The organism is Vibrio maritimus (assembly GCF_021441885.1).
In the GTDB taxonomy this organism is placed as follows: domain Bacteria; phylum Pseudomonadota; class Gammaproteobacteria; order Enterobacterales; family Vibrionaceae; genus Vibrio; species Vibrio maritimus_B.
The window spans coordinates 166,300-186,686 of the sequence record NZ_CP090438.1 but is presented as its reverse complement, the minus strand read 5'-3'; the positions used below and the strand labels follow the sequence as shown (position 1 = coordinate 186,686).

Here is a 20,387-nt window from a genome sequence, read left to right as displayed (position 1 = left end):
TTCATGGATGGATTCGCTTAGAGCAAACGCGCAGAAAAACTCGAAAGGAAGTTAAAGAAGGAATGTTACGCGGGAAAGAGAACGGAGAGATTGTCCGCTAATCATTTTTCTGTCTGTTGTGTAGACCACAACAGTCATGTATCTATGCAGTACCTTAGCCGCAGCTGCGCATACAACCTAGCCTTCCTTATAGAGTGCTTTTCTATTTGTGCACTTTTCCTTTTCTTTTCTTTTGTGGCACGCTACCGCCCTTTGGTAGTGCGTCAACCACATTGCGCATTTGCCAGCTTTGCTCTGTGCCTTACTATCTTACAGACGATTAAGCCTTCGTCTGTGTCATTTCCATGACAAAAGTGTAACGCTGTGTCGGGTTAATAAAAATGACACAGCGCTTTATTATCCATATTCGATATAGCTGAGCAAGGGAGTTTTCTCGCTTTATAAAGCTTTATAGATTCGAGTCATGTTTTGGCTATTTCGTCACCTATTCACCAGTTTAATTAGTGGCTTTCATAGGAATACTGATAATAACCGTAGCTATTCGACGCCTTTTTCTCGATAGCATTGAGAATGACACCCTTCACTTCAATGCCAGCTTTTTTGAATCTATCGTTGGCGACTTCGATCTCTTTAGCAGTATTTTGGCCAAACCTCGCCACCATCAAGGTCGTACCCGCTTGTGCGCCAACAATGCTGGGATCGGTCACAGCAAGGACTGGAGGCGTATCTACTAGAACTAAATCGTAATTGGCACTAGCCCAATCTAGTAGGTCTCTGAAACGTTGATGCATCAGCAGCTCCGAAGGATTAGGCGGGATCATTCCGCGAGTGATCACATCTAACCCGTCAATACCACTCGATTTCACCGCTTGTTCGATTGTGTGTTTGCCAGCTAGTACATCGGACAGACCACCATCCCATTTTAAGCCAAAGCTTCGTTGTAAATAGCCTTTGCGCATATCAGCATCAATTAGGAGTACTTTTTGACCTGCTACTGCAGCGACCGCTGCAAAGTTGGTGGCAACAAACGATTTTCCAACCCCAGGTGCGGGACCTGAGATCATCACAATATTGTTCTTTGCCTCTAGCATGGCAAAGTGCAGGCTGGTTCTTAACCCGCGTAGTGCTTCGATAGAGAGGTCAGCTGGGTTAACTTTAGCAAGTAGCCCCGTACTATCATTTTTCTTTTTACGCGTTAAACCCGTTTTGCCAACTCCTGCGAAACTTAACTGCATTTCTGATTTCGGTACGCTGGTGTATACCGGTACACCAAGGGCTTCTATCTCTTCTGGGCTAGTCACACCTTGGTGGAATGCTGCTTTAACTAATACAAAGGCGACGCTTGCCATACCGCCAAGTAGGGTAGCAAGTACGACAATTAGTGACTTCTTCGGTTTTACTGGGTGGGCGTACACTTGGGCGGTATCTAAAATACGCACATTCCCCACCGCACTCGCCTTCATAATGTTTAGCTCTTGAACTTTATTCAGTAGCTGAACATATATCTGCTGATTGACTTCCACATCGCGAGTCATTCGTAGCACTTCACGCTGCGTTTTTGGTAGTTTTTGAATCTGGCGATTTAAACGCTCACGTTCCTGTAGCAAAGTATCGCGTTTGTCGAGCAAGGACTTATAAGATGGATGGTCTTTGGTAAAACGCTGACTGATATCACTCTCTTTAAAGGTAAGCTCATTGAGCTGCGCCTCTAGGTCAACAATGACTTTCAATGCTGACTGAGCTTCAAGCCCCAAGTCTACCGACTCATTTTGTTGTCTAAAGCGATTGAGTTTGTCTTCGGATTCATTCAGCGTGGCTTTAATCTGAGGCAAGTTATTCTGCAAGAAGGTTAGGCTTTTTTCCGCTTCTGCTGACTGGCGCGCAACATTCTGCAGAAAGTAATTCATGCTTACGTCATCAAGGATTGCCTTGATTTGTTGTTTGTCTTGACCCTCAAACGCTAGCTGTAAGATGCCCGTTTGTTTACTTCTTTCGCTGATAGTGAGTGTTTGCTGTAGCCATTGGATGGATTCCAGTCTAGAGCGCTTTGATAGCGTGAACTCATCACCACCGTTCGCTTTTATGCTTCGAACAAACAATCTCCAATCGTCTTTTTCCGCTAGCTCGCCGACAAAGCCGGAGAGTAGTTTCTGGCCATCACTATTAAATAAGTGGTACTCGCCCGAGTCAGCATTGATTAGCTCGAGTGTCACCGCCTCAGGTTCTAGATAACTCGGCACCTCGAAACGCGCAACATCAATGAACTTCTGATCACCGCTTAGGCGGCTTAATCCTTTACCGATGATCGGCATTACTTTAGGTGCAGCGATAGTCGTTAGGTTTAGTTTATCAACTGTTTCACCTAGCACCATTCTTGATTTTATAATCTCGATTTCAGTTGTAGCAGATGACTCTTGAGTAAATAGGTCACCGAGCCCTTCATTGATAAGGCTAGATACACCTGAGTTTTTGCTTTCGACCTGAATCAGTGCATCTGCTTTGTAGATAGGCGTTGCTAGTAACGCATACATCACACCAATCACTGCAAACAAAAACGTGATAGTGATGATGAGCCATTTCGCCTCAAGCAATGTGTTGAATAAACGACCTAAGTCGATTTCATCGGCGGTGTTGCTACTGTATTTTTGAGATTCTGTTTGCATGTTTTATTGTTAACTAGGCAGCGAAAGTAAAAATTAAATCTATGGGCAACAAGGTTGTTATAGTAAAGCAAAAAGGCGCTAAAGCCGTTTCGACCATTGGCTAGCGGACTGCTCTATAAGCTTGAATACATGTTCAAACGCTTCTTGGCTTTGGCGATATGGATCTGGGATTTCTTGTTGATTTTCCCATTGACCAAACAGCATGGTTTTCCCTCTTGCTGCTGGGGCGATATCGCATACAGCGTCTATGTGCCCTTTTTCCATCACCAGAATAAGGTCATTGTCACGACACATATCAGCAGTAAGCTGTCTAGCGCTGTGGTTGGACACATCAAGCTGGTAACGACTAGCAATATCGATCGCCATAGTGTCAGCAGTCTTACCCACTAAACGGCTTTTTTCTGCAGCAATACCAGCCGACGTAACCTTTTTTGTTGGCACTAACTTTTGCAGAGCTCGCTCTGCTGTGGGTGATCGGCAAATATTACCGACACACACAACCAAAATATTGTTGAACATAATTACACTCTTGATTTCATTTCGTTAGCAGGTACCTTCATGTTAGGCTCTAGTTACCCCAAGCTCTGTATGAATTACCCGCATCAGCAATGTTCTTAATACCTGTAAGTGTTGGTAGAAGCTGAGTCATTAAGCGATTCCAACGAGAGATAGGTTGTGCTGTTACGTAAACTACATCATATGGCTGCAAGCTAAACTCCGTTCCAATCACTAAAGCTGTGGCATCTTTGATATTGAGTTGATAAATATCGGCAACTTGGTCCGCTTTGGTAGAGTTACGAATAACAAATACACCAGATGCATCGGCCGCGACTTCGTTAATACCGCCTACCGAACTGAGTGCCTCAGTCAGACTCATGCCTGCGCGATCAATCTTTAACATTTGTGGCGTTGATACCTCACCAAGCACGAATACCTTTTGATCGTCATTTCGAGGGACATGAACGATATCCCCAGGTTTAAGAAGTAGGTTCTGAGTTAAATCACCACGCTGCATCAGTGCGTAGAGGGAAAGCGTTTGCTCTTCGCCATTTCTGGTTAGCGTCACATTGCGCCAATCGGCATCATCTGCCAATCCACCAGCTCGATTGATAGCGTCAAGAAGCGTAAGAGGTATATTGGTGATAGGTTGCTGCCCAGGGTTTTGCACTTCACCAGTTACATAAGTCTTTTGCGAGCGAAAGGCAGCAATGTTTACATCTACTTGCGGGCTTTCAATAAACTTCGAGAGTCGTTTGGCGATATCGACGCGGATCTCGGTAACACTTTTTCCGACGACATGGACCTTACCTATATATGGGTAAAAGATAGTGCCATCGGCATGAACCCAATTACCCGCCTCTTCCGAGCTTCGGTAAGAACCTGCGGGAATAGTCAGCTCAGGGTGATCCCAGATTGTAATATTGAGCACGTCGCCCACACCCACTCGATATTCATACTTTGCAATCGCTAGATCGAGCGCAGGGTTAGCGGTGGCCTGCGGTATTTGTTGTTTGAATTGGACGACTTTTTCTGCCGTGAGTGGGTAGATAGAAACTTGCTGTTCTAGATTGGTATCTTGAGACTCTTCCGTGGTTTTGTCACTGGTCGGTAAATGGCTTCCCGGCAAGCTGCACCCAGCTAAAAACAATAACGCTAGCATGCCTGCAATATTATTCTTGTTCATTCCCGATCGTCCCACCACAAGATCTCACCACTTTTCACTACCCATGCTACCGCCATTGCATAGTTACACTGAAAAGCAATCAGTGGAATAGCACATAAAAGTAGTGAAACAAACTGAATTAAAACCAGCTGCGTAATATACCGATATTTTCATTAATTCACATGAAAACATGAGGTTGATTCGAATTCAGAAACATTCAACTTATGCATTTGTGACCAAAGTCACCAAATGCATAAGTTGAAATGATGGAATAATCAGTAAATTAGGCTAGCAAATATATCATTCTACTCGACTTGGTCGTTGCAACCATGGAGAACGAGCGTCCGTGACACTGAACAGTTCATATTTTCTGCCTAGCATTTGCCCACCATCTCGTGTGATCGGCTGCCAGTTGAAATAGGCTCTGTTTGCACTTGGTTTGACTGTCATGATGTCGAACGGAATCGAGACATAAAAGCCTTTAGTGAAACTTCCCTCACCAAACTCTTCTGAACTTAGATTGGTAAAGCTAGCGTATGCGCCTGCTATCACCCCGCTCTTGAACTGCTTAGAGAAGTCTACTCTAGTACCTACATCTCCAGCCAAGAATTGACCCACACCGACTTTGAGTAGTGTGTTGTCGATGAATGACCATTGCGGCATGTAGTAACCTGTCAAGAAGCCTGTGGTACCTTTCACTACGGCTTTGAATGGACGTCCAAACTCGGGGATATTTTGCTGTTCCTCATCAAACAGACCAAAGGCACTTCTGGGGTCACGCTGTGTGACAAGATTTATGTCAGCACTGATCGCCCAATTTTTATTAAGAGGTCGGTAAAGTAACTCACCGCCAGCACCAGCAAACATCGACTCTAAGTAACCACCGTAAACTTGACTATAAAAGCCATTGCCAAACTCATGAAAGTAAGTCGCTTGCAGGTTGTTCACCCAGAGCGTGTTGTCTGATACATAGGCTCGGAACAGAGTTCTCACGCGAGGAACATCAGTACCATCTGGTGGAACAATGTAATTAAACTTATCGTAGTTATCGACCAGATTAAGATGCACCGTACCCGACAGGTTTAAGTTCTTGGTTGCCCACATTTCTGCAGTGCCATCGATACCGATTTCGTAGAGATAGAAATTTTCAGCCGAACCGATAGATTGGGCAAGTGTCGGTCTAAATGAATAATCGAAACGTTCAAACCCATCGTACTTTGTCGAGTTTGACGGAGCTTTACTCACTTCACTTTCGACCATGGCGTCGGTAACGTCTCGACTAATAGGTTGGTTAGTCGCTATTTGCTTGAATGCCTCTGCATCAACATCGGTCTCGGTTTGCGGCTGATTAAAGTTGGTTTCTACTATCTTATAGGAGGTAATCTCCTGAGGAAGATGATTTGCTAAGACACGAGCTGCGCGATCGCGAGCCTCATCTCTATCTCGATATTTTTTCTGTTTGCCTATGACAGTAACTGTTGACCCATTACGCTCGATGGCAACATCATCATAGCCTGCGTTTTTACTGAGCTCGCCGGCTACTTTATCCCAATCGATTTGCTCACCAGCAACTTCAGAATCTGTTGGGCGCAGTTCTGGTTTCGGGTCATCCAACCAATAAGATTTTGTATCGTTGAAATTAGTACGTAGGGTAATACCAAGAGATACGGCGTTGCCTCTTTGGTAGCTGGCTCTAATGTCCCCCCACTTCCCAACTCGGTATAGAGCTCCTACATTCCATGGAGTTGCTGGAGTCATATTGATATGCGCCCTCACAACCGGATAGTCTTGCGAGTAATCGTTGGAATCATACTCGAGCTTAAAACGCAAAGGCTGCCAAGGACTTTGGTATTCTATCCCGCCAAAAACTGCCGCAGGTCCTTTAAACCATCGATTATAATCGACCATGCCGCCACTACCTTTATAATCAGAGGGTCTTGTACAGAAATCATTATTCATTTCACAGAATGGATTGGTAACATTGTTGCGAGTGCCTAAGTAACCCCACCCCATACCTAAAGTAACATCAAGGTTACCAAAACGTTTAGTCGCTGCAATAAACTCCGCATCGAATAAACCAGTGCCACCAAAATCTCTCAGCCCGATGGACGTTTCAGGCAGGTACTCGCCTTCTTCTAACAGTCGAAACTTAAGGTCAATACCTTTATCTGTGTATTTGGTATCATTACTGAAGCTAGGATTGCTGCTGTAGAACAAGTCTTGCACCAAAGTGTATCGAATCGTAGTTTCAAACCAGGGCATTAACTGCAGGCTGATGTTGTATTTATGGTAATGCTCACTCCAATCACCATTGAGGCTGAACTCCCCCTCCGCCGCCATGCGTCCAGTCGGCATTTGCATTAAGCCAACACCACCAAAGTCTGATTGAGATGGGGTTAACGTCGCTGGTTCAAATACACTCGCACTTGCGCTAGCGGTTAAGGCGGTTGTGATCGCAGCTGCTAACAGTGAAGGTGCTACTTTATTGTTGTTCATTATTTTTCACCTTGTGGCGCAGCAGTTGAACGATGTCTTGATTGAGCGATGCAAACTCTGATGGCAATGATTTGAATGGCACATAAACAATGGCACCAGGCGCTACAAAATGGGGCTGAAAATTCCATATTCCATAGTGAGCTTCTACCACTTTTCCATCAGGCTGAATCACCCATGCTGTGCTTGGGCTTGCTGAGGCTAGCCTGATCTCACCTATCGATTTAAAGTAGTCCGTCAAAAACCATTGGGCGCGCTGAGTCACTGACTCTTGTTTTTTGACCGCGCCCATAAAGACGATAGTGTCATTTCTTGGACCGATGTTGAGTTGATAGTTACCGGATAAAAGCGGGTTTCCTTCTCGCTGTGACTGCACGACATCGTAGTCAAGGGAAGTGAACTCTCGGTACAGGAATTGTGATTCTTGAATTTGCTCTAAAAGGTTTTCAGCACCGAGGTCTGGGTCTTGCTGCTGTAATGCATTGAGTTGAGCAGATATTTGCCTAACTTGAGATTCGATTGATGTAACTTTGTCGGATGAGAACAACTGTGCTTGCAGCGACTCTAACGGCATATTGGTTAGCAACGCTTGTGCGTGAGTATCTTTTAATACAGTTTCCAAACGGGCTGCTTGAGGGTAATCGAGTCGAACCGATTGCTCGGCAAGCACTACCGATAACTCAGTGCTAAACGCGTAAAAAGGGCAAGCAAGTACAAGGGCGAAACCGTGCTTTTTAAGCCATCCGTGCAACATTATCATTCCTTATTGAGTCTAAAACTACTAAGACTCAAACACCTAGCGGTTACATTGAGGGTTGTTTTAATACTGTGAATTCAATTTTGGTCATTTGTGGACCAATATACTCGATGGACTTCACCATTCTTCCAGAAGACTGACTTTGCCAATACTGGTTGGTGAACGCCTGATCTATGGCGTCAAAGCGAACTTGCTCTGTATATTTTTGTGTTTGGTAGCGGTTTAGGGGTGTCTCGACCACTTCTTCCACACCTTGTGTGCGTGTGACCTTACCTGTGTAACCGTAACGGTAGTCTGGCATCCAGTCATATTGGGTGGTCCAAGATGAATCCGTGATCTGCTTGTGTGTCGCGCCTTGAAGGTTGTCACCATACAGACCTATGGTTTTGACCAGTCGACCACTTTCGAAGATAAACATGGCGCGATCGGAGGACATCCACTTGTATTGCATTTCACCCGTTGCAGGATTTTTCTCTGCGAAAGCGAGTACCACAAAAATCTGAGCACCATCGTTAATGCGTGCATAAGCACTCGCATAAGGAAGGTTTTCTATCTGCTCTGTTGTCATCACTATATCGTCAGCGCCTAGGAAGGCTTCAGACAATGTGGCATTTACGTCTTGAAAGCGCTGCGAACATCCAGCAAGAATGAGTACGGAACACGCTAAGAGAGTGGATTTAAACTTCAATACAACATCCCACTATGTAGATAGGTCTAACAGGCCCATAGAAACTTCGATCGAGCTTTCCGAGGATAAACACTAAAACAAAACTCCCAATACATTTTATGTAGAGGGAGCTTTGTTTAAATTACGATTACTTCGCTGCGCTTGCGCTAACCGACGTAGTCGTTGCTGCACTGTCATCAGAAGACGCTACTGCTACAACTGCTACTGCTGCTGCAGTACCAACAACTACACCGCCAGTCACTGCTGCACCACCTGCTGCACCGCCTGCTGCGCCGCCTGCTGCGCCGCCTTCAGCCTCTGCAAATGCTGGGCTAGCCATACCTGCTGCAATCGCCATGATCAATGCGATCTTTTTCATGGTTATATCCTTTTCTCAATTATCGATAATTCAATGCACTCAGTTGAGCACACTGACTTTCAATGTTAGTCCATTGTATAAAGCCTTGTAAACGAGATTATTTTTACACTTTACTGACAAAAGATATTTTTTGAGCGACTCGTCACAAAGTGTTACAAGAGTTGGCAATGTTTCGCTGCCTAGGAACTCCTTTGAACCCCTAAGTAAATCTTATATACTTCAAGTCATTATCCCACTCAAATTGGAACATTTTATGATCATTGTAACTGGTGGTGCTGGCATGATTGGCAGCAATATTATCAAGGCGCTTAATGAGGCAGGCTTGAATGATATTCTGGTGGTAGACAATCTTAAAAATGGACGTAAGTTCAAAAACTTAGTTGACCTTGATATCACAGATTACATGGACCGTGATGACTTCTTAACGCAAATCATGGCTGGTGATGACTTTGGACCAATTGAGGCGGTATTCCACGAAGGTGCGTGCTCGGCAACGACAGAGTGGGATGGCAAGTATGTGATGCTCAATAACTATGAGTATTCTAAAGAATTGCTTCATTACTGTTTGGATCGTGAAATTCCGTTCTTGTACGCTTCTTCGGCGGCGACTTATGGTGAGACGACGGTATTTAAGGAAGAGCGCGAGTATGAAGGCGCGCTGAATGTATACGGCTATTCTAAGCAGCAGTTTGATAACTATGTGCGCCGCCTATGGGCCGATGCAGAAGCACATGGTGAGAAGTTGTCGCAGGTGACAGGTTTCCGTTATTTCAATGTGTATGGTCCTCGTGAGCAGCATAAAGGTAGCATGGCGTCGGTTGCGTTCCATTTGAACAATCAGATGAATGCGGGTGAGAATCCTAAGTTGTTTGCGGGCAGTGAGCACTTTATTCGTGATTTTGTTTATGTGGGTGACGTGGCGAAGGTGAACCTTTGGTTCTTGGAGAATGGCGTATCTGGCATCTTTAACTGTGGTACGGGTAATGCTGAGAGCTTTGAGGCTGTGGCGAGCGCGGTGATTAAGCATCATGGTAAGGGTGAGATTGAGAATATTCCGTTCCCGGATCATTTGAAGGGTGCTTATCAGGAGTACACGCAGGCGGATTTGACGAACTTGCGTGCTGCGGGTTGTGATGTTGAGTTTAAGACGGTTGCCGAGGGTGTGGCTGAGTATTTGGCGATTGTGAATAAGTAAGGTTGCTGAGGTCATCAAACATATAGCGTCGTCATTTCTGTGAAGACAGGAATCTTGGTTGAGGCTTGGTACGCGCTGGTGGTAGATCCCTGCCTGCGCAGGCGCGCGGCTAGCGGGATGACGATATTGGTGAGTGCCGGTGCTGTCGGGAGGCGATAAACGCACTGCGTCGTCATTCCTGTGGAGACAGGAATCTTGGTTGAGGCCTGGTGCACGCTGGTGGTAGATCCCTGCCTGCGCAGGGATGACGTCAAATTTGGGAAGCGCAATGCTATTAGGTTCGTCATTCCTGTGTAGACAGGAATCTTGGTTGAGGCTTGGTGCGCGCTGAGAGTAGATCCCTGCCTGCGCAGGGATGACGTCAAATTTGGGAAGCGCAATGCTATTAGGTTCGTCATTCCTGTGTAGACAGGAATCTTGGTTGAGGCTTGGTGCGCGCTGAGAGTAGATCCCTGCCTGCGCAGGGATGACGATATCTCTGGGTTACAATAGCGTTGGGATTTCGATGTCATTTAAGTGACGATATAAAAGAGAACAATCTAAAAGAGTTTATTAATGAACATTCTTATGGCCCTGTCCCAGCTCGAAGTGACTGGGGCTGAGGTTTACGCTACTACGGTAGGTAATGAACTGACGGCTCGGGGTCATAATGTGTTTTATGTCTCTGATACCCTGACTAAGCCTCACGACGGTGAGTTCTTTTCGCTGCGGTTTAATAAGCGCAGTGTGCCTCGTCGTTTTTGGCATGTGGGGTATTTGGTTTATCTGATTAAAAAGCACAACATTCAGTTGGTACATGCTCACTCGCGTGCGTCGAGTTGGAGTTGTCATGTGGCGTGTAAGATTACTGGCACGCCAATGGTTACGACCGTACATGGTCGCCAGCCTGTGCATGCTTCGCGTAAGAAGTTTCATGCGATGGGTGATAAAGCCCTTCCAGTGTGTGAAGCCATTCGAGACCAACTGCACAACGAGCTAGATGTACCTCTTGAGCAGATGGAAGTCAGTCGCAATGGGATTGAAACCGATCGCTTCCAGAAAACTGCTGCTCCCAATAATTCCAAACCGGTTGTGACCATTGTCGGTCGTTTAACGGGTCCTAAGGGTGATTTGTGTTATCGCTTGCTCGATGAATGTTTAGATGCGAATACATATGATATTCGCGTCGTTACTGGCTCTGAAATGACCGAGCAATTTGAGCAGTTCACCTCAACGGTTAACTTTGTTGGCTACACCAATGATGTGCCGAAAATGCTCAGTGAAGCCGATCTTGTCATTGGCGCTGGCCGTGTGGCGATGGAATCTTTGCTTTGCGGCAGACCGACGTTAGCCGTGGGTGAAGCTAGCTGTGTAGGCATTGTGGATGAAACCAATGTTGCTGAAGCGATGGCGTGTAACTTTGGTGATATCGGCGCTAAAGAGATGAATATCGACTTTAGCACTATCGCCGCATTGGTAGAGAAAGGCTTGAGCACGCCTCATTGCAGTGATGCCACCAGCCAGGTGATTCGCGATAACTACACGCTCACGAACATTGTCGATCAGGTTGAGCGCGTGTACCAAGACATCTATGTAGAAAAGCTTAGACGCGAAATGCCGGTGATTATGTATCACCGCTTTATCGATAACGATGAAGATAAGAACGTCTTTGCGCCTTATATCCATATTGATATGTTCGATAAGCATTTGGCGATGCTGAAAAAACAAGGCTTTGAAACCTTGACATTTGAAGATCTTGCCGATGGTCGGACGATTCGACGTTTAGAGCCTGGCAAACGCTATATCATGATTACTGTCGATGATGGCTATGTTGATAACCTTGAGCTTATGCTGCCTGTACTGAAAAAATACGGCTTTAAGGCAACGGTTTACGTGGTGACCGGTGAAACCTTTAATCGCTGGGACGTTGAAACAGAGCAGAAAGAGCGTGAGCTGGATATTATGAATGCCGATCAGGTTCGTGAGCTGTCGGACTCTGGGTATGTTGAGATTGGTGGGCATACGTTGACTCACCCAAGACTGAGCACGCTCTCTGCTGAGCAACAAGCACATGAGATAGACACCAACAAGCAAGAGCTTGAAGCCATTATTGGTAAGCCGTTAGTGTCATTCGCCTACCCTTATGGCGACCATAATGATGACTCGAAGAAGCTCGCGAAATCCCTAGGTTACACCTATGCGGTGGCGACTGACTCGGGTCCATTGAAGTTTCATGAAGATCGCTTCCAGATCAGGCGCATCGCGATTTTCCCCAAGACTGACGCCTTTGGTTTATGGCGCAAAGTGCGTGGCAACTATCTGTTCAAAAAGGTAAAACAGTGAAGATTTTAGTTATCGGTCCTTCTTGGGTTGGCGACATGGTTATGTCTCAAAGCCTTTATAAAGCACTCAAGAAGAAGCACCCTACTGCCACCATCGATGTACTAGCACCCGCTTGGTGTGAGCCGATTCTGGCGCGCATGCCAGAGGTGAATCGCTCGATAGAGATGCCAATTGGTCACGGTGCGTTTGACCTTAAAGGTCGCTGGAAGATAGGTCGAGGTCTTAAGTCTGAGGGGTATACCCATGCGTATGTGCTTCCGAACTCCGCAAAGTCGGCATTGATTCCACTGTTTGCAAGAATTCCTAATCGCATTGGTTGGAAAGGTGAATCTCGCTATGGCTTACTGACCGATTTGCGTCCAAACAAACGCGTATTCCAATACTATGTGGAGCGTTTTGTGGCGCTAGCCAGTAGCAAAGAGAAAATGAAACAAGAGGTTCAACTTGAGAACTGCCCTCGCCCGACGCTAACAGTGGAAACAAACTCTCAAGCTGCGACCTTTGAAAAGTTTGAGCTCAATAATGCTCGTAAGATAATTGGCATGTGCCCAGGCGCCGAGTTTGGACCTGCTAAGCGCTGGCCTGATAAACGCTACGCCGAAGTCGCACAGCATGCGATTGATAACGGTCAGCAAGTCTGGCTATTTGGTTCTGGCAAAGACCGAGACGTGACTGAGAAGATTCGCTCAGCCCTAACTGAAGAAGCGCAGCAATACTGCCACAACCTAGCAGGCTCCACGTCACTGATTGAAGCGGTCGACTTGCTCGCTGCCTGCGATACAGTGGTGAGTAACGACTCTGGACTTATGCATATCTCTGCCGCTGTAGGCTGTAATGTGATTGCAGTGTACGGTTCTAGCTCGCCGGATTATACGCCGCCATTAACGGATAAACTCACCATGGTACATACGGATATTGAATGCCGCCCTTGTTTTAAGCGCGAGTGCCCGCTGGGTCATATGAACTGTTTGAACCAACTTGAATCACAACAAGTAATTAAGCACTTGGAGACAAGATATAATGACTAACGCTCCAACGATTTCCATCGTTTGCCCATGCTATAACGAAGAACAAGTCGTCGGGCTGTTCATGCAGCGCATTAGTGCTGTATTGGACGCGACAGCCTACTCGTACGAAATCATTCTTATCAATGATGGCAGCAAAGATAATACCCTGGCGACGATTAAAGAGCTCCAACAAGAGTATTCGACGATTCGCGTGGTCAACCTGTCTCGAAACTTCGGAAAAGAAGCGGCACTCACGGCAGGTTTAGATCTCGCGCGCGGCGAGGTCATGATTCCAATCGATGCTGACTTACAAGATCCACCAGAGCTGATTCACGACTTTCTTGCGGAATGGGAGAAAGGCTTTGATGTGGTGGTAGCCAAGCGCGTCGATCGCAGCACGGATACTTGGGCTAAAAAGCTGACAGCAGAGCTTTTTTATAAGTTTCATAACGCCGTTGCTCAAGTAGAGATCCCAGAAAACGTGGGTGATTTTCGATTGATCAACCGCCGCGTGGTGAAAGCAATTCAATTACTGCCTGAAAACCAACGATTCATGAAAGGCATCTTTTCTTGGGTGGGTTTCAAAACCTCGGTTGTCGAGTACAAACGCGAAGCACGCGAAGCAGGTGAAACCAGCTTTAACGGTTGGAAGCTCTGGAACTTTGCACTCGATGGCATCACAAGCTTTAGCACCGCACCGCTTCGTATCTGGCTATATATCGGTTCATTTATCTCTGCTCTGGCTTTTGTGTATGGCAGCTTTACTGTGATTAAAACTCTAATCTACGGCATTGATGCTCCCGGTTATGCCTCGTTGATTACTGTTATGCTGTTTTTAGGTGGCGTGCAGTTGATTGGTATTGGTGTCATGGGTGAGTATATTGGTCGCCTTTATATGGAGTCTAAGCGCAGACCGACTTACATCATTGAAGAAGACAGTTTGGGTGAGTCTTCAGAACCAGTGACGATTAAGCAAAAAGACGTGTCGAGCGACACCAAATGAGAGCGCTCATTGACCGACTTATCCAGTATCGAGTCATTCGATTCGCACTGACTGGCGGGTTAGCGACGGCAATCCATATTGCCGTCGCATTCAGCTTTATTCACTTGGTTCAAGATAATGTGCTCTATGCCAATGTACTTGGCTTTTCGATCGCCTTTCTGTTTTCTTATTTCGCACAAACCATTCTGGTGTTCAGACGCTCCGTGAACATCAGCAACGCCCTGCGCTTTTTTATGGTGCAGTTTGGAGCATTGATGATCTCGCAAGGAATTAGCGAACTCTTTTCTGATTGGAACAGCTACATTCGGGTCCTGATGGTCGTCGTTATTTTACCAATTATCACTTATATAATTCATAAAATGTGGACGTATGCTGGCTCATCTGAGTCAACATCGCGTTAACGATTTCCAAGAGTCGAAGAATGAACCCTAACTTAAACGCAGAACGACATTTCCACTGGCTATACGCGCTTGGTTTTACTATCGGACTGGTATTGACCTTCCTCTACGCACAAAACCAAATTCTTACTGGCGATCAAACCCAAATGCTACACAAAGGCTACTTGGGTGCGTACCAAGGGACCTGGCTAAACTATGGTAATGCCGCTAGCGCTGTGGGTAATGTTCCGGGTTCATTATCGGCGTGGCTCATCGGTGTTCCATTGCTGGTGTGGGATTCACCTTGGTCACCTATGGTGTTGCTCATTGCGCTGCGTATCGTTTCGCTTGTGCTGCTCGACAATGTCATCAAAACCATGATGCCAGAGAACAACAGCGCATTGATGCGACTGATTTTTCTTGCGCTCTATTGGCTAAATCCATGGTTTTTGTACGATAGCTTGCTCTACAACCCTTCGTACCTTTGTCTGTTTGCGGCGATGCATCTTTGGTCTGCATCTAAGATGCGTAACCATAAGTCGTTTGGTTATACCTTCGTTCATGTGTTGTCGATAGGCCTCGCGATGCAACTGCACTACTCTTGGCCTATCTTAGCCGTTATCTCGTGCTATCTGTTCTATCGTCAAATGGGGCAAATCTCATGGGTCGGCGCGGTGTCTGCGATTGCGGTTTTACTTCTATCACTCGTGCCTTATTTCCAAGAATACGCGGTGAACGATGATATTAAGCGAGAAAGCGATCGATATATTGGTTATGGCATCGTCCACGTTTACCCGGTACTCAAGGCTGTACTCTATTGGCTGCGCTACGGCTCTATGCTGTTCTCCAACAAAGTCATTGCTTATGGTGAGTTCGATTGGCTGACTCAAATAGAGTGGATTAAGCTCTCTGCGCTTAGTTTATGGAAAGCACTCGTCTTTGTGGTGGGGGCGATTACCGTTGTGGTTTCAGCCAAGTTTAACTGGACATGGTGGAAACGCGTGAAGCCAATTTGTCTAAGAGGTAAAGGGGAGCTCGACAACCAGCAGTGGATTGAACTCTATGTCTTTGGGGCTATTGTCGGCGTGCTGATTAGCGCATCTTTGTCACCTATTACCTTCTCGTATTGGCACCTGATTATGGTTTACCCATTTGCCATACTGCCAATCCTCATAGGTATTCGCAGTATCATCGCCAATGAAGAGTCAGAACGTAACCAAGCAGACGCTTCGCGACAAACGACAAGCAAATTCTCGCGCTTCGTTCAGCGCTACTCTGTCACGACTACCCTAGCAACATGGTTTACAGTTCGCGATAAGCAGTTGACGTTACTTAAATTATCACTTGGTTATTTGCTTGTTCTGAACCTCTTAGCTTCACACGATAGCATTAAGTACTCTTTTGAAGCGGACTATGTTCAGCAAACAGAACAATACCTATTAGAGCAAAATCTCGTTAAATTACATCTGGAACCACAATGATATTGCGCTTTGTTTATACGCTACTACTCACACTCGTCGCGCCTCTGTTTCTTTATGGTCTATTTAAGAAGAAACCAGGAAAGCCGAGCGTGGGTAAGCGCTGGCGAGAGCACTTTGGTATCACTCCCCGTGTTAACGCTACAGATAAGCCGATTGTTTGGTTTCATGCGGTCTCCGTGGGGGAAACCTTAGCCATTACGCCACTTATCAAGCGTTTCGCTAAAGCAAACCCAGACAAAAAAATCATCATTACGACAACGACCCCAACAGGAGCAGCGCAAGCAGAAAAGCTTAGCGATATCGCTGAGCATCGCTACATGCCGCTTGACTTTGGCTTTGCCGTTAAGCGCTTTTTACGCACTGTTCAGCCTAGCCATCTGATTATTGTTGAGACGGAACTGTGGCCTAACACATTGCACTATGTTCATCAGCATGGCGTTTCTATCACCGTCATCAATGCTCGTCTGTCAGAAAAATCACTTAAGAATTATCAAAAGATTCCGTCTATCGGCAGCCTGATTTTCAAAAACATCGACCTACTGCTTTGCCACAGCAAGCAAGATGCCGAGCGTTTTAAAGCGCTAGGGGTAAGCGAGGGTCAACTCGAGACCACAGGGTCGATTAAATATGATGTGGATATTCCGGCAACATTGCTTGATCAATCTAAGCAGCTTCGAGATTCATTCGGCTCGCGACAGGTTTGGATAGCGGCCAGTACTCATAAAGGCGAAGACGAGGTGTTGTTGGACTACCACCAGCGCTTGCTAGAGACCAACCCCGCACTGCTATTAATACTGGTACCGCGCCATCCTGAGCGCTTTAACGATGTTTATTCGCTGTGTGAGGCTCGTGGACTAAAAACAGTAAGGCGCAGCACGGCCTCTCCGATACTCGAAGACACACAGGTCTATCTCGGTGATACAATGGGCGACCTTTTGATGCTGCAAGGCGCATCTGATGTTTGTGTTATGGGTGGCAGCCTCTTTGAAGGTAAAGTGGGCGGGCATAATGTGTTAGAGCCTGCGGCTATGGGGACACCTTGTATAATCGGCCCGAGCTACTTTAACTTTAAAGACATCGTTGAGAAAATGGTCGAGTCAAATGCGATTGAACTCGCGGTAGAGAACCGCATTTTTGACGCCTTATCAGAACTGCTCGCTAACAACGATAAACAGCAACAATTAGCACAAAATGCCTCTGATGTTGTAAATGACAACAAAGGCGCTATCGATAAAAGTATAACCTTGTGGAGAGATCGCTACGATGTCTAAGAAAATTGCCGTTTTGTGTTTATCGCACTTCGAAGGCGGCATGGAGATAGATGCGCTTAAATACACTAAGCACTTCAATGAGTTTGGTTATGACTGCTCGCTGATCTGTCGTGCGTCGACATTCCTTGAGCAAGAGGCGAAATCCAGAGATATCCAGCATCATGCCATCGACTTTAAACGTAAGCTAGATATTAAGCTAATCAAAGGGCTGAGACGTGTCGTTCAGTATGAAAAGATCTCTACCCTAGTTTTCTTTGGCACTTCAGAGATAAAGTCTATCTACTTTGCGGTAAAGGGACTCGACTGCAAAGTGATTGTTCGTCACGGTACAACCATGTCGTCCCCTAAAAAAGACTTTATTCACTCACTGTTTTACTCATGTACTGATGCCTATGTCGGTATCAGTGAGCATCTTCGTCGCAATATCTACGATATTTTCCCGACTAATGGCAAGCCGGTTGAGGCCATTTATAACTTTATCGAACTGCCGACCCAAGTTAAAACTGAGCGAGAGAAGCCTTTTCTCTTTGTTGGTCGTGTGGAAAAAGGGAAAGGTATTGAAGATGCCATCATCGCTTTGGGTAAAGCGAATATTGATGACTCTTTGAAAAAGCTCACCGCGGTTGGCAGTTGCCAAAGTGATTATGTAAAAACCCTTGAGAGGCTAGCAAGCGAGCATGGGATTCAACTCGACCTTGCTGGCTTTACTAATAAGCCAGAGCTGATGTATCTTTCCCATCGCTATTTCCTGTTCCCAAGTCACGGTGAAGGACTGGGGAATGTGATTCTTGAGGCGCTGTCTTATGGTTTGCAGTGCATTAGCTACTCAAATACCGTCTTTCCAGAGCTAAAAGAGATAGGTTTTAACAACCTTCACTTAGCAAAAGATAGAGATGTAGATGAGCTCGCTCAAGCGCTATCATCAGTCACCACGCAGACATTCGTTGAAAGCGACTACGACATTCTACAATGTCGCTTCTCAAAACAAGCAAGCTTCGAGAACTGGAAAAAGGTGTTATGAATCAGGTTTCTAAAATGTCCAACATCGACAAAGTCTGGGCGTTTTTCCTATTTTTATTGGTTATTTCTATTCCTACGTCTAAAGCTGGGATGAATGCAGCGTCGCTTATCTTGGGGTTAGGCACACTAACTTACTTGCCACTACAGCTCAAGTCGGAGTCACAAACACTGCGAACGACCTTTATCGTATGCTGCGTCTGCTTTTTAGCAGGCTTAATTGGGCCTATTATCGTCAACACGAATGCTCAAGACATTCAGAGTTTCCTCCAAAAGAATGTCTACCTGCTTGTGATTCCCATAGCGGTCTATCTTTTCGGCAAAACGACTAACACTAAACCTTATATATATGGATTTGTTCTAGCGTGTGTTGTTGCCGCGATTTCTAGTTTTACGAAGTTTGGCACAGAGGTTTGGTTAGTTCATTCTAGAGCAACCGGTTTGTTGGACTTCTCCAGACACATAAACTCTCTGCTACTAGGTATTGCGTTTTGCATTGCCTTAATCGACAAAAAGAGCCCAAAATCATTTGGGTGGCTACTTCCCATCTTAGTTTTACTCTTCAGCATTCTAATCTCAGGGACTAGAGGCGGTTGGTTAGCCACTGGAGCTATGTTTGTAGTCGCAATGGTTCTTTACCATCGCTACTTGCTTGTTCCGTCGATACTGGTTGGAGTGGTTGCTATATTCTCACTCAGTCAATTCAATCCCGGTTATTACGACACCCTGAAAGCAAGAGTGGCAAGTATCACGGAAACAAAGACTGACCACTCAAACAGTGTTCGACTTACCATTTGGCGCTCTGGTGTGGAGTACTTAGGTCACAATGTATCTGACAATAAAGTGAATTTGCTTGTTGGCTCAGGCATGGTCAGCACAGATCAAATCTATCGAGACTACATGGATACTCTGCCACCTGAAAAGTTTGAAACATTCATCGTAGAGGGTGGCATTGGCGGTGGCACCGATTTCCACAACGGGCCAATCGATGTTATTGCAAAATCAGGGATCATATTCTTCGCTCTCATTAGTGCAGCCTTCCTGAGTTGTACCTCTCGTTTCTTTATAGATAGAAATGAAAATAGCCCGTCTACGCGTGCGTTTCTGATCTACGGAACAGGTTTTTTGATAACACTACCGTTTTACAGTCTGCTACAGGATTATTCTGTACTGACACTCTCTTTCATCATTCCTTTGGCATTGTCCGATCGCATTAAAAAGGAGACCACCAATGAAGGCTAGCCTGATTGTTGCGGTATACAAAGACTACCAAGCAATTGAGTTGATTCTTGCTGCTTTGTGTAATCAAACGACAAAAGATTTCGAGGTCATAATAGCCGAGGATAATGACTCGTCTGAGATGAAAGCGATTGTCGAGCGTTACAGTAGTCAGTTAGAGATCAAACACCACTTTCAAGAAGATGATGGTATTCGGAAGTCCATCGCTCAGAACTCAGCAGCGAGTTTAGCCGAAGGGGATATTGTTATCTTCATCGATGGGGATTGTGTGCCATACCCTAATTTTATCGAGAATCACCTCAGGCTGTCGCAAAAAGGGCGAGTGCTATCGGGCAAACGTTTGAATCTAGGCCCCGGCTTCTCTAGAAAGATCCGCGATGCTGAGATGACATCTGACACTCTAGCCTCTCGGTTTTTACTCTTGCTTCCTGCAATTGCTAAAGACTGTCAAGAAGGCCATGTCGAGGCTGGACTTAATGTCAGCTACGATTGGTTCAAGAAGATTCTGCCGCTAAAAGATACGAGCCTTCTAGGATGCAACTTCTCTTGCTACACCGAAGACTTTAAGGCAATCAATGGGTTTGATGAGTCGTATCGAGATACAGCTATCGCTGACGATACGGATATTGAATGGCGACTTCGAGCTTATGGACTAAAAGTCTCTTCGGTTAAGTTTTATGCCAACGTCATACACCTTTATCATGAGAAGCGCTCAAGGTTTATTCCCTACGAAGCTGAGCTGTTAGAGCTTATGAGGCAAAGAAAAGCAGAAGGAAAGTACAGAGCCGATAAAGGACTGGACTCAAAATAACGCTGACAATCTAGCAAGATAATCGCACTCTCCAAGCGTTTT

Annotated in this window: 17 protein-coding genes; 10 read left to right on the top strand and 7 right to left on the bottom strand. The window is 45.7% G+C overall.

What is annotated here, in order from left to right; all coding sequences use genetic code 11:
* Positions 1 to 500: 500 nt before the first annotated feature.
* The 7 genes from LY387_RS00870 to LY387_RS00840 all read right to left on the bottom strand — a co-directional run bounded on the left by LY387_RS00870 (position 501) and on the right by LY387_RS00840 (position 8,622).
* Positions 501 to 2,663, bottom strand: a complete 2,163-nt coding sequence (locus LY387_RS00870) for a polysaccharide biosynthesis tyrosine autokinase (RefSeq protein ID WP_234495006.1) — start codon at positions 2,661 to 2,663, stop codon at positions 501 to 503.
* A gap of 78 nt (positions 2,664 to 2,741) precedes the next feature.
* Positions 2,742 to 3,182, bottom strand: coding sequence for a low molecular weight phosphotyrosine protein phosphatase (locus tag LY387_RS00865; RefSeq protein WP_234495005.1), 441 nt, complete (start codon positions 3,180 to 3,182; stop codon positions 2,742 to 2,744).
* 49 nt (positions 3,183 to 3,231) lie between these two features.
* Positions 3,232 to 4,347, bottom strand: coding sequence for a polysaccharide export protein (locus LY387_RS00860; protein WP_234495004.1), 1,116 nt, complete (start codon positions 4,345 to 4,347; stop codon positions 3,232 to 3,234).
* A 279-nt stretch (positions 4,348 to 4,626) separates the two neighbouring features.
* The gene (locus LY387_RS00855; protein ID WP_234495003.1) at positions 4,627 to 6,822 is read right to left on the bottom strand and encodes a YjbH domain-containing protein; all 2,196 of its coding nucleotides are present in this window, start codon (positions 6,820 to 6,822) and stop codon (positions 4,627 to 4,629) included.
* Positions 6,809 to 7,573 carry a capsule biosynthesis GfcC family protein gene (locus LY387_RS00850; RefSeq protein ID WP_234495002.1) on the bottom strand — a complete coding sequence of 255 codons (765 nt, stop codon included), beginning with the start codon at positions 7,571 to 7,573 and terminating at the stop codon, positions 6,809 to 6,811. The genes LY387_RS00855 and LY387_RS00850 overlap by 14 nt, the downstream gene beginning before the upstream one ends.
* Positions 7,574 to 7,622: 49 nt before the next feature.
* Complete coding sequence (locus LY387_RS00845; protein WP_234495001.1) at positions 7,623 to 8,264, bottom strand: YjbF family lipoprotein; 642 nt, start codon at positions 8,262 to 8,264, stop codon at positions 7,623 to 7,625.
* Between the two features lie 127 nt (positions 8,265 to 8,391).
* Positions 8,392 to 8,622: a hypothetical protein gene (locus LY387_RS00840; protein ID WP_234495000.1), complete on the bottom strand. Its 231-nt coding sequence runs from the start codon at positions 8,620 to 8,622 to the stop codon at positions 8,392 to 8,394.
* A gap of 253 nt (positions 8,623 to 8,875) precedes the next feature.
* Here LY387_RS00840 and rfaD point away from each other — a divergent pair, with 253 nt between their 5' ends.
* From rfaD to LY387_RS00790, 10 genes are all read left to right on the top strand, one after another.
* The gene (rfaD, locus tag LY387_RS00835) at positions 8,876 to 9,817 is read left to right on the top strand and encodes an ADP-glyceromanno-heptose 6-epimerase (protein ID WP_234494999.1); all 942 of its coding nucleotides are present in this window, start codon (positions 8,876 to 8,878) and stop codon (positions 9,815 to 9,817) included.
* 555 nt (positions 9,818 to 10,372) lie between these two features.
* A complete protein-coding gene (locus LY387_RS00830; RefSeq protein WP_234494998.1) occupies positions 10,373 to 12,139 on the top strand; it encodes a polysaccharide deacetylase family protein in 1,767 nt (588 codons plus the stop codon).
* Positions 12,136 to 13,167 (top strand): lipopolysaccharide heptosyltransferase II, encoded by a 1,032-nt coding sequence (waaF, locus tag LY387_RS00825; RefSeq protein ID WP_234494997.1) that lies wholly within the window; start codon positions 12,136 to 12,138, stop codon positions 13,165 to 13,167. The genes LY387_RS00830 and waaF overlap by 4 nt, the downstream gene beginning before the upstream one ends.
* On the top strand, positions 13,160 to 14,149 hold the full coding sequence (locus LY387_RS00820; protein ID WP_234494996.1) for a glycosyltransferase family 2 protein: 990 nt from the start codon (positions 13,160 to 13,162) through the stop codon (positions 14,147 to 14,149). Before waaF ends, LY387_RS00820 begins: the two co-directional genes overlap by 8 nt.
* Positions 14,146 to 14,550: a GtrA family protein gene (locus LY387_RS00815; RefSeq protein ID WP_234494995.1), complete on the top strand. Its 405-nt coding sequence runs from the start codon at positions 14,146 to 14,148 to the stop codon at positions 14,548 to 14,550. Before LY387_RS00820 ends, LY387_RS00815 begins: the two co-directional genes overlap by 4 nt.
* Positions 14,551 to 14,570: 20 nt before the next feature.
* Positions 14,571 to 16,007 carry a 3-deoxy-D-manno-octulosonic acid transferase gene (locus tag LY387_RS00810; RefSeq protein WP_234494994.1) on the top strand — a complete coding sequence of 479 codons (1,437 nt, stop codon included), beginning with the start codon at positions 14,571 to 14,573 and terminating at the stop codon, positions 16,005 to 16,007.
* On the top strand, positions 16,004 to 17,278 hold the full coding sequence (gene waaA, locus LY387_RS00805; protein WP_234494993.1) for a lipid IV(A) 3-deoxy-D-manno-octulosonic acid transferase: 1,275 nt from the start codon (positions 16,004 to 16,006) through the stop codon (positions 17,276 to 17,278). Before LY387_RS00810 ends, waaA begins: the two co-directional genes overlap by 4 nt.
* Complete coding sequence (locus tag LY387_RS00800; protein WP_234494992.1) at positions 17,271 to 18,299, top strand: glycosyltransferase family 4 protein; 1,029 nt, start codon at positions 17,271 to 17,273, stop codon at positions 18,297 to 18,299. The genes waaA and LY387_RS00800 overlap by 8 nt, the downstream gene beginning before the upstream one ends.
* The gene (locus LY387_RS00795) at positions 18,296 to 19,537 is read left to right on the top strand and encodes an O-antigen ligase family protein (RefSeq protein WP_234494991.1); all 1,242 of its coding nucleotides are present in this window, start codon (positions 18,296 to 18,298) and stop codon (positions 19,535 to 19,537) included. The genes LY387_RS00800 and LY387_RS00795 overlap by 4 nt, the downstream gene beginning before the upstream one ends.
* Entirely contained in the window at positions 19,527 to 20,345 is an 819-nt protein-coding gene (locus LY387_RS00790; protein WP_234494990.1) for a glycosyltransferase, read from the top strand. The genes LY387_RS00795 and LY387_RS00790 overlap by 11 nt, the downstream gene beginning before the upstream one ends.
* The last annotated feature ends 42 nt before the right edge of the window (positions 20,346 to 20,387 follow it).

Bases quoted from the DNA above. Each gene is read 5' to 3' on its own strand.
- LY387_RS00870 (WP_234495006.1), bottom strand. From the start codon at position 2,663: ATGCAAACAGAATCTCAAAAATACAGTAGCAACACCGCCGATGAAATC.
- LY387_RS00865 (WP_234495005.1), bottom strand. From the start codon at position 3,182: ATGTTCAACAATATTTTGGTTGTGTGTGTCGGTAATATTTGCCGATCA.
- LY387_RS00860 (WP_234495004.1), bottom strand. From the start codon at position 4,347: ATGAACAAGAATAATATTGCAGGCATGCTAGCGTTATTGTTTTTAGCT.
- LY387_RS00855 (WP_234495003.1), bottom strand. From the start codon at position 6,822: ATGAACAACAATAAAGTAGCACCTTCACTGTTAGCAGCTGCGATCACA.
- LY387_RS00850 (WP_234495002.1), bottom strand. From the start codon at position 7,573: ATGTTGCACGGATGGCTTAAAAAGCACGGTTTCGCCCTTGTACTTGCT.
- LY387_RS00840 (WP_234495000.1), bottom strand. From the start codon at position 8,622: ATGAAAAAGATCGCATTGATCATGGCGATTGCAGCAGGTATGGCTAGC.
- rfaD (WP_234494999.1), top strand. From the start codon at position 8,876: ATGATCATTGTAACTGGTGGTGCTGGCATGATTGGCAGCAATATTATC.
- LY387_RS00830 (WP_234494998.1), top strand. From the start codon at position 10,373: ATGAACATTCTTATGGCCCTGTCCCAGCTCGAAGTGACTGGGGCTGAG.
- LY387_RS00820 (WP_234494996.1), top strand. From the start codon at position 13,160: ATGACTAACGCTCCAACGATTTCCATCGTTTGCCCATGCTATAACGAA.
- LY387_RS00815 (WP_234494995.1), top strand. From the start codon at position 14,146: ATGAGAGCGCTCATTGACCGACTTATCCAGTATCGAGTCATTCGATTC.
- LY387_RS00810 (WP_234494994.1), top strand. From the start codon at position 14,571: ATGAACCCTAACTTAAACGCAGAACGACATTTCCACTGGCTATACGCG.
- waaA (WP_234494993.1), top strand. From the start codon at position 16,004: ATGATATTGCGCTTTGTTTATACGCTACTACTCACACTCGTCGCGCCT.
- LY387_RS00800 (WP_234494992.1), top strand. From the start codon at position 17,271: ATGTCTAAGAAAATTGCCGTTTTGTGTTTATCGCACTTCGAAGGCGGC.
- LY387_RS00795 (WP_234494991.1), top strand. From the start codon at position 18,296: ATGAATCAGGTTTCTAAAATGTCCAACATCGACAAAGTCTGGGCGTTT.
- LY387_RS00790 (WP_234494990.1), top strand. From the start codon at position 19,527: ATGAAGGCTAGCCTGATTGTTGCGGTATACAAAGACTACCAAGCAATT.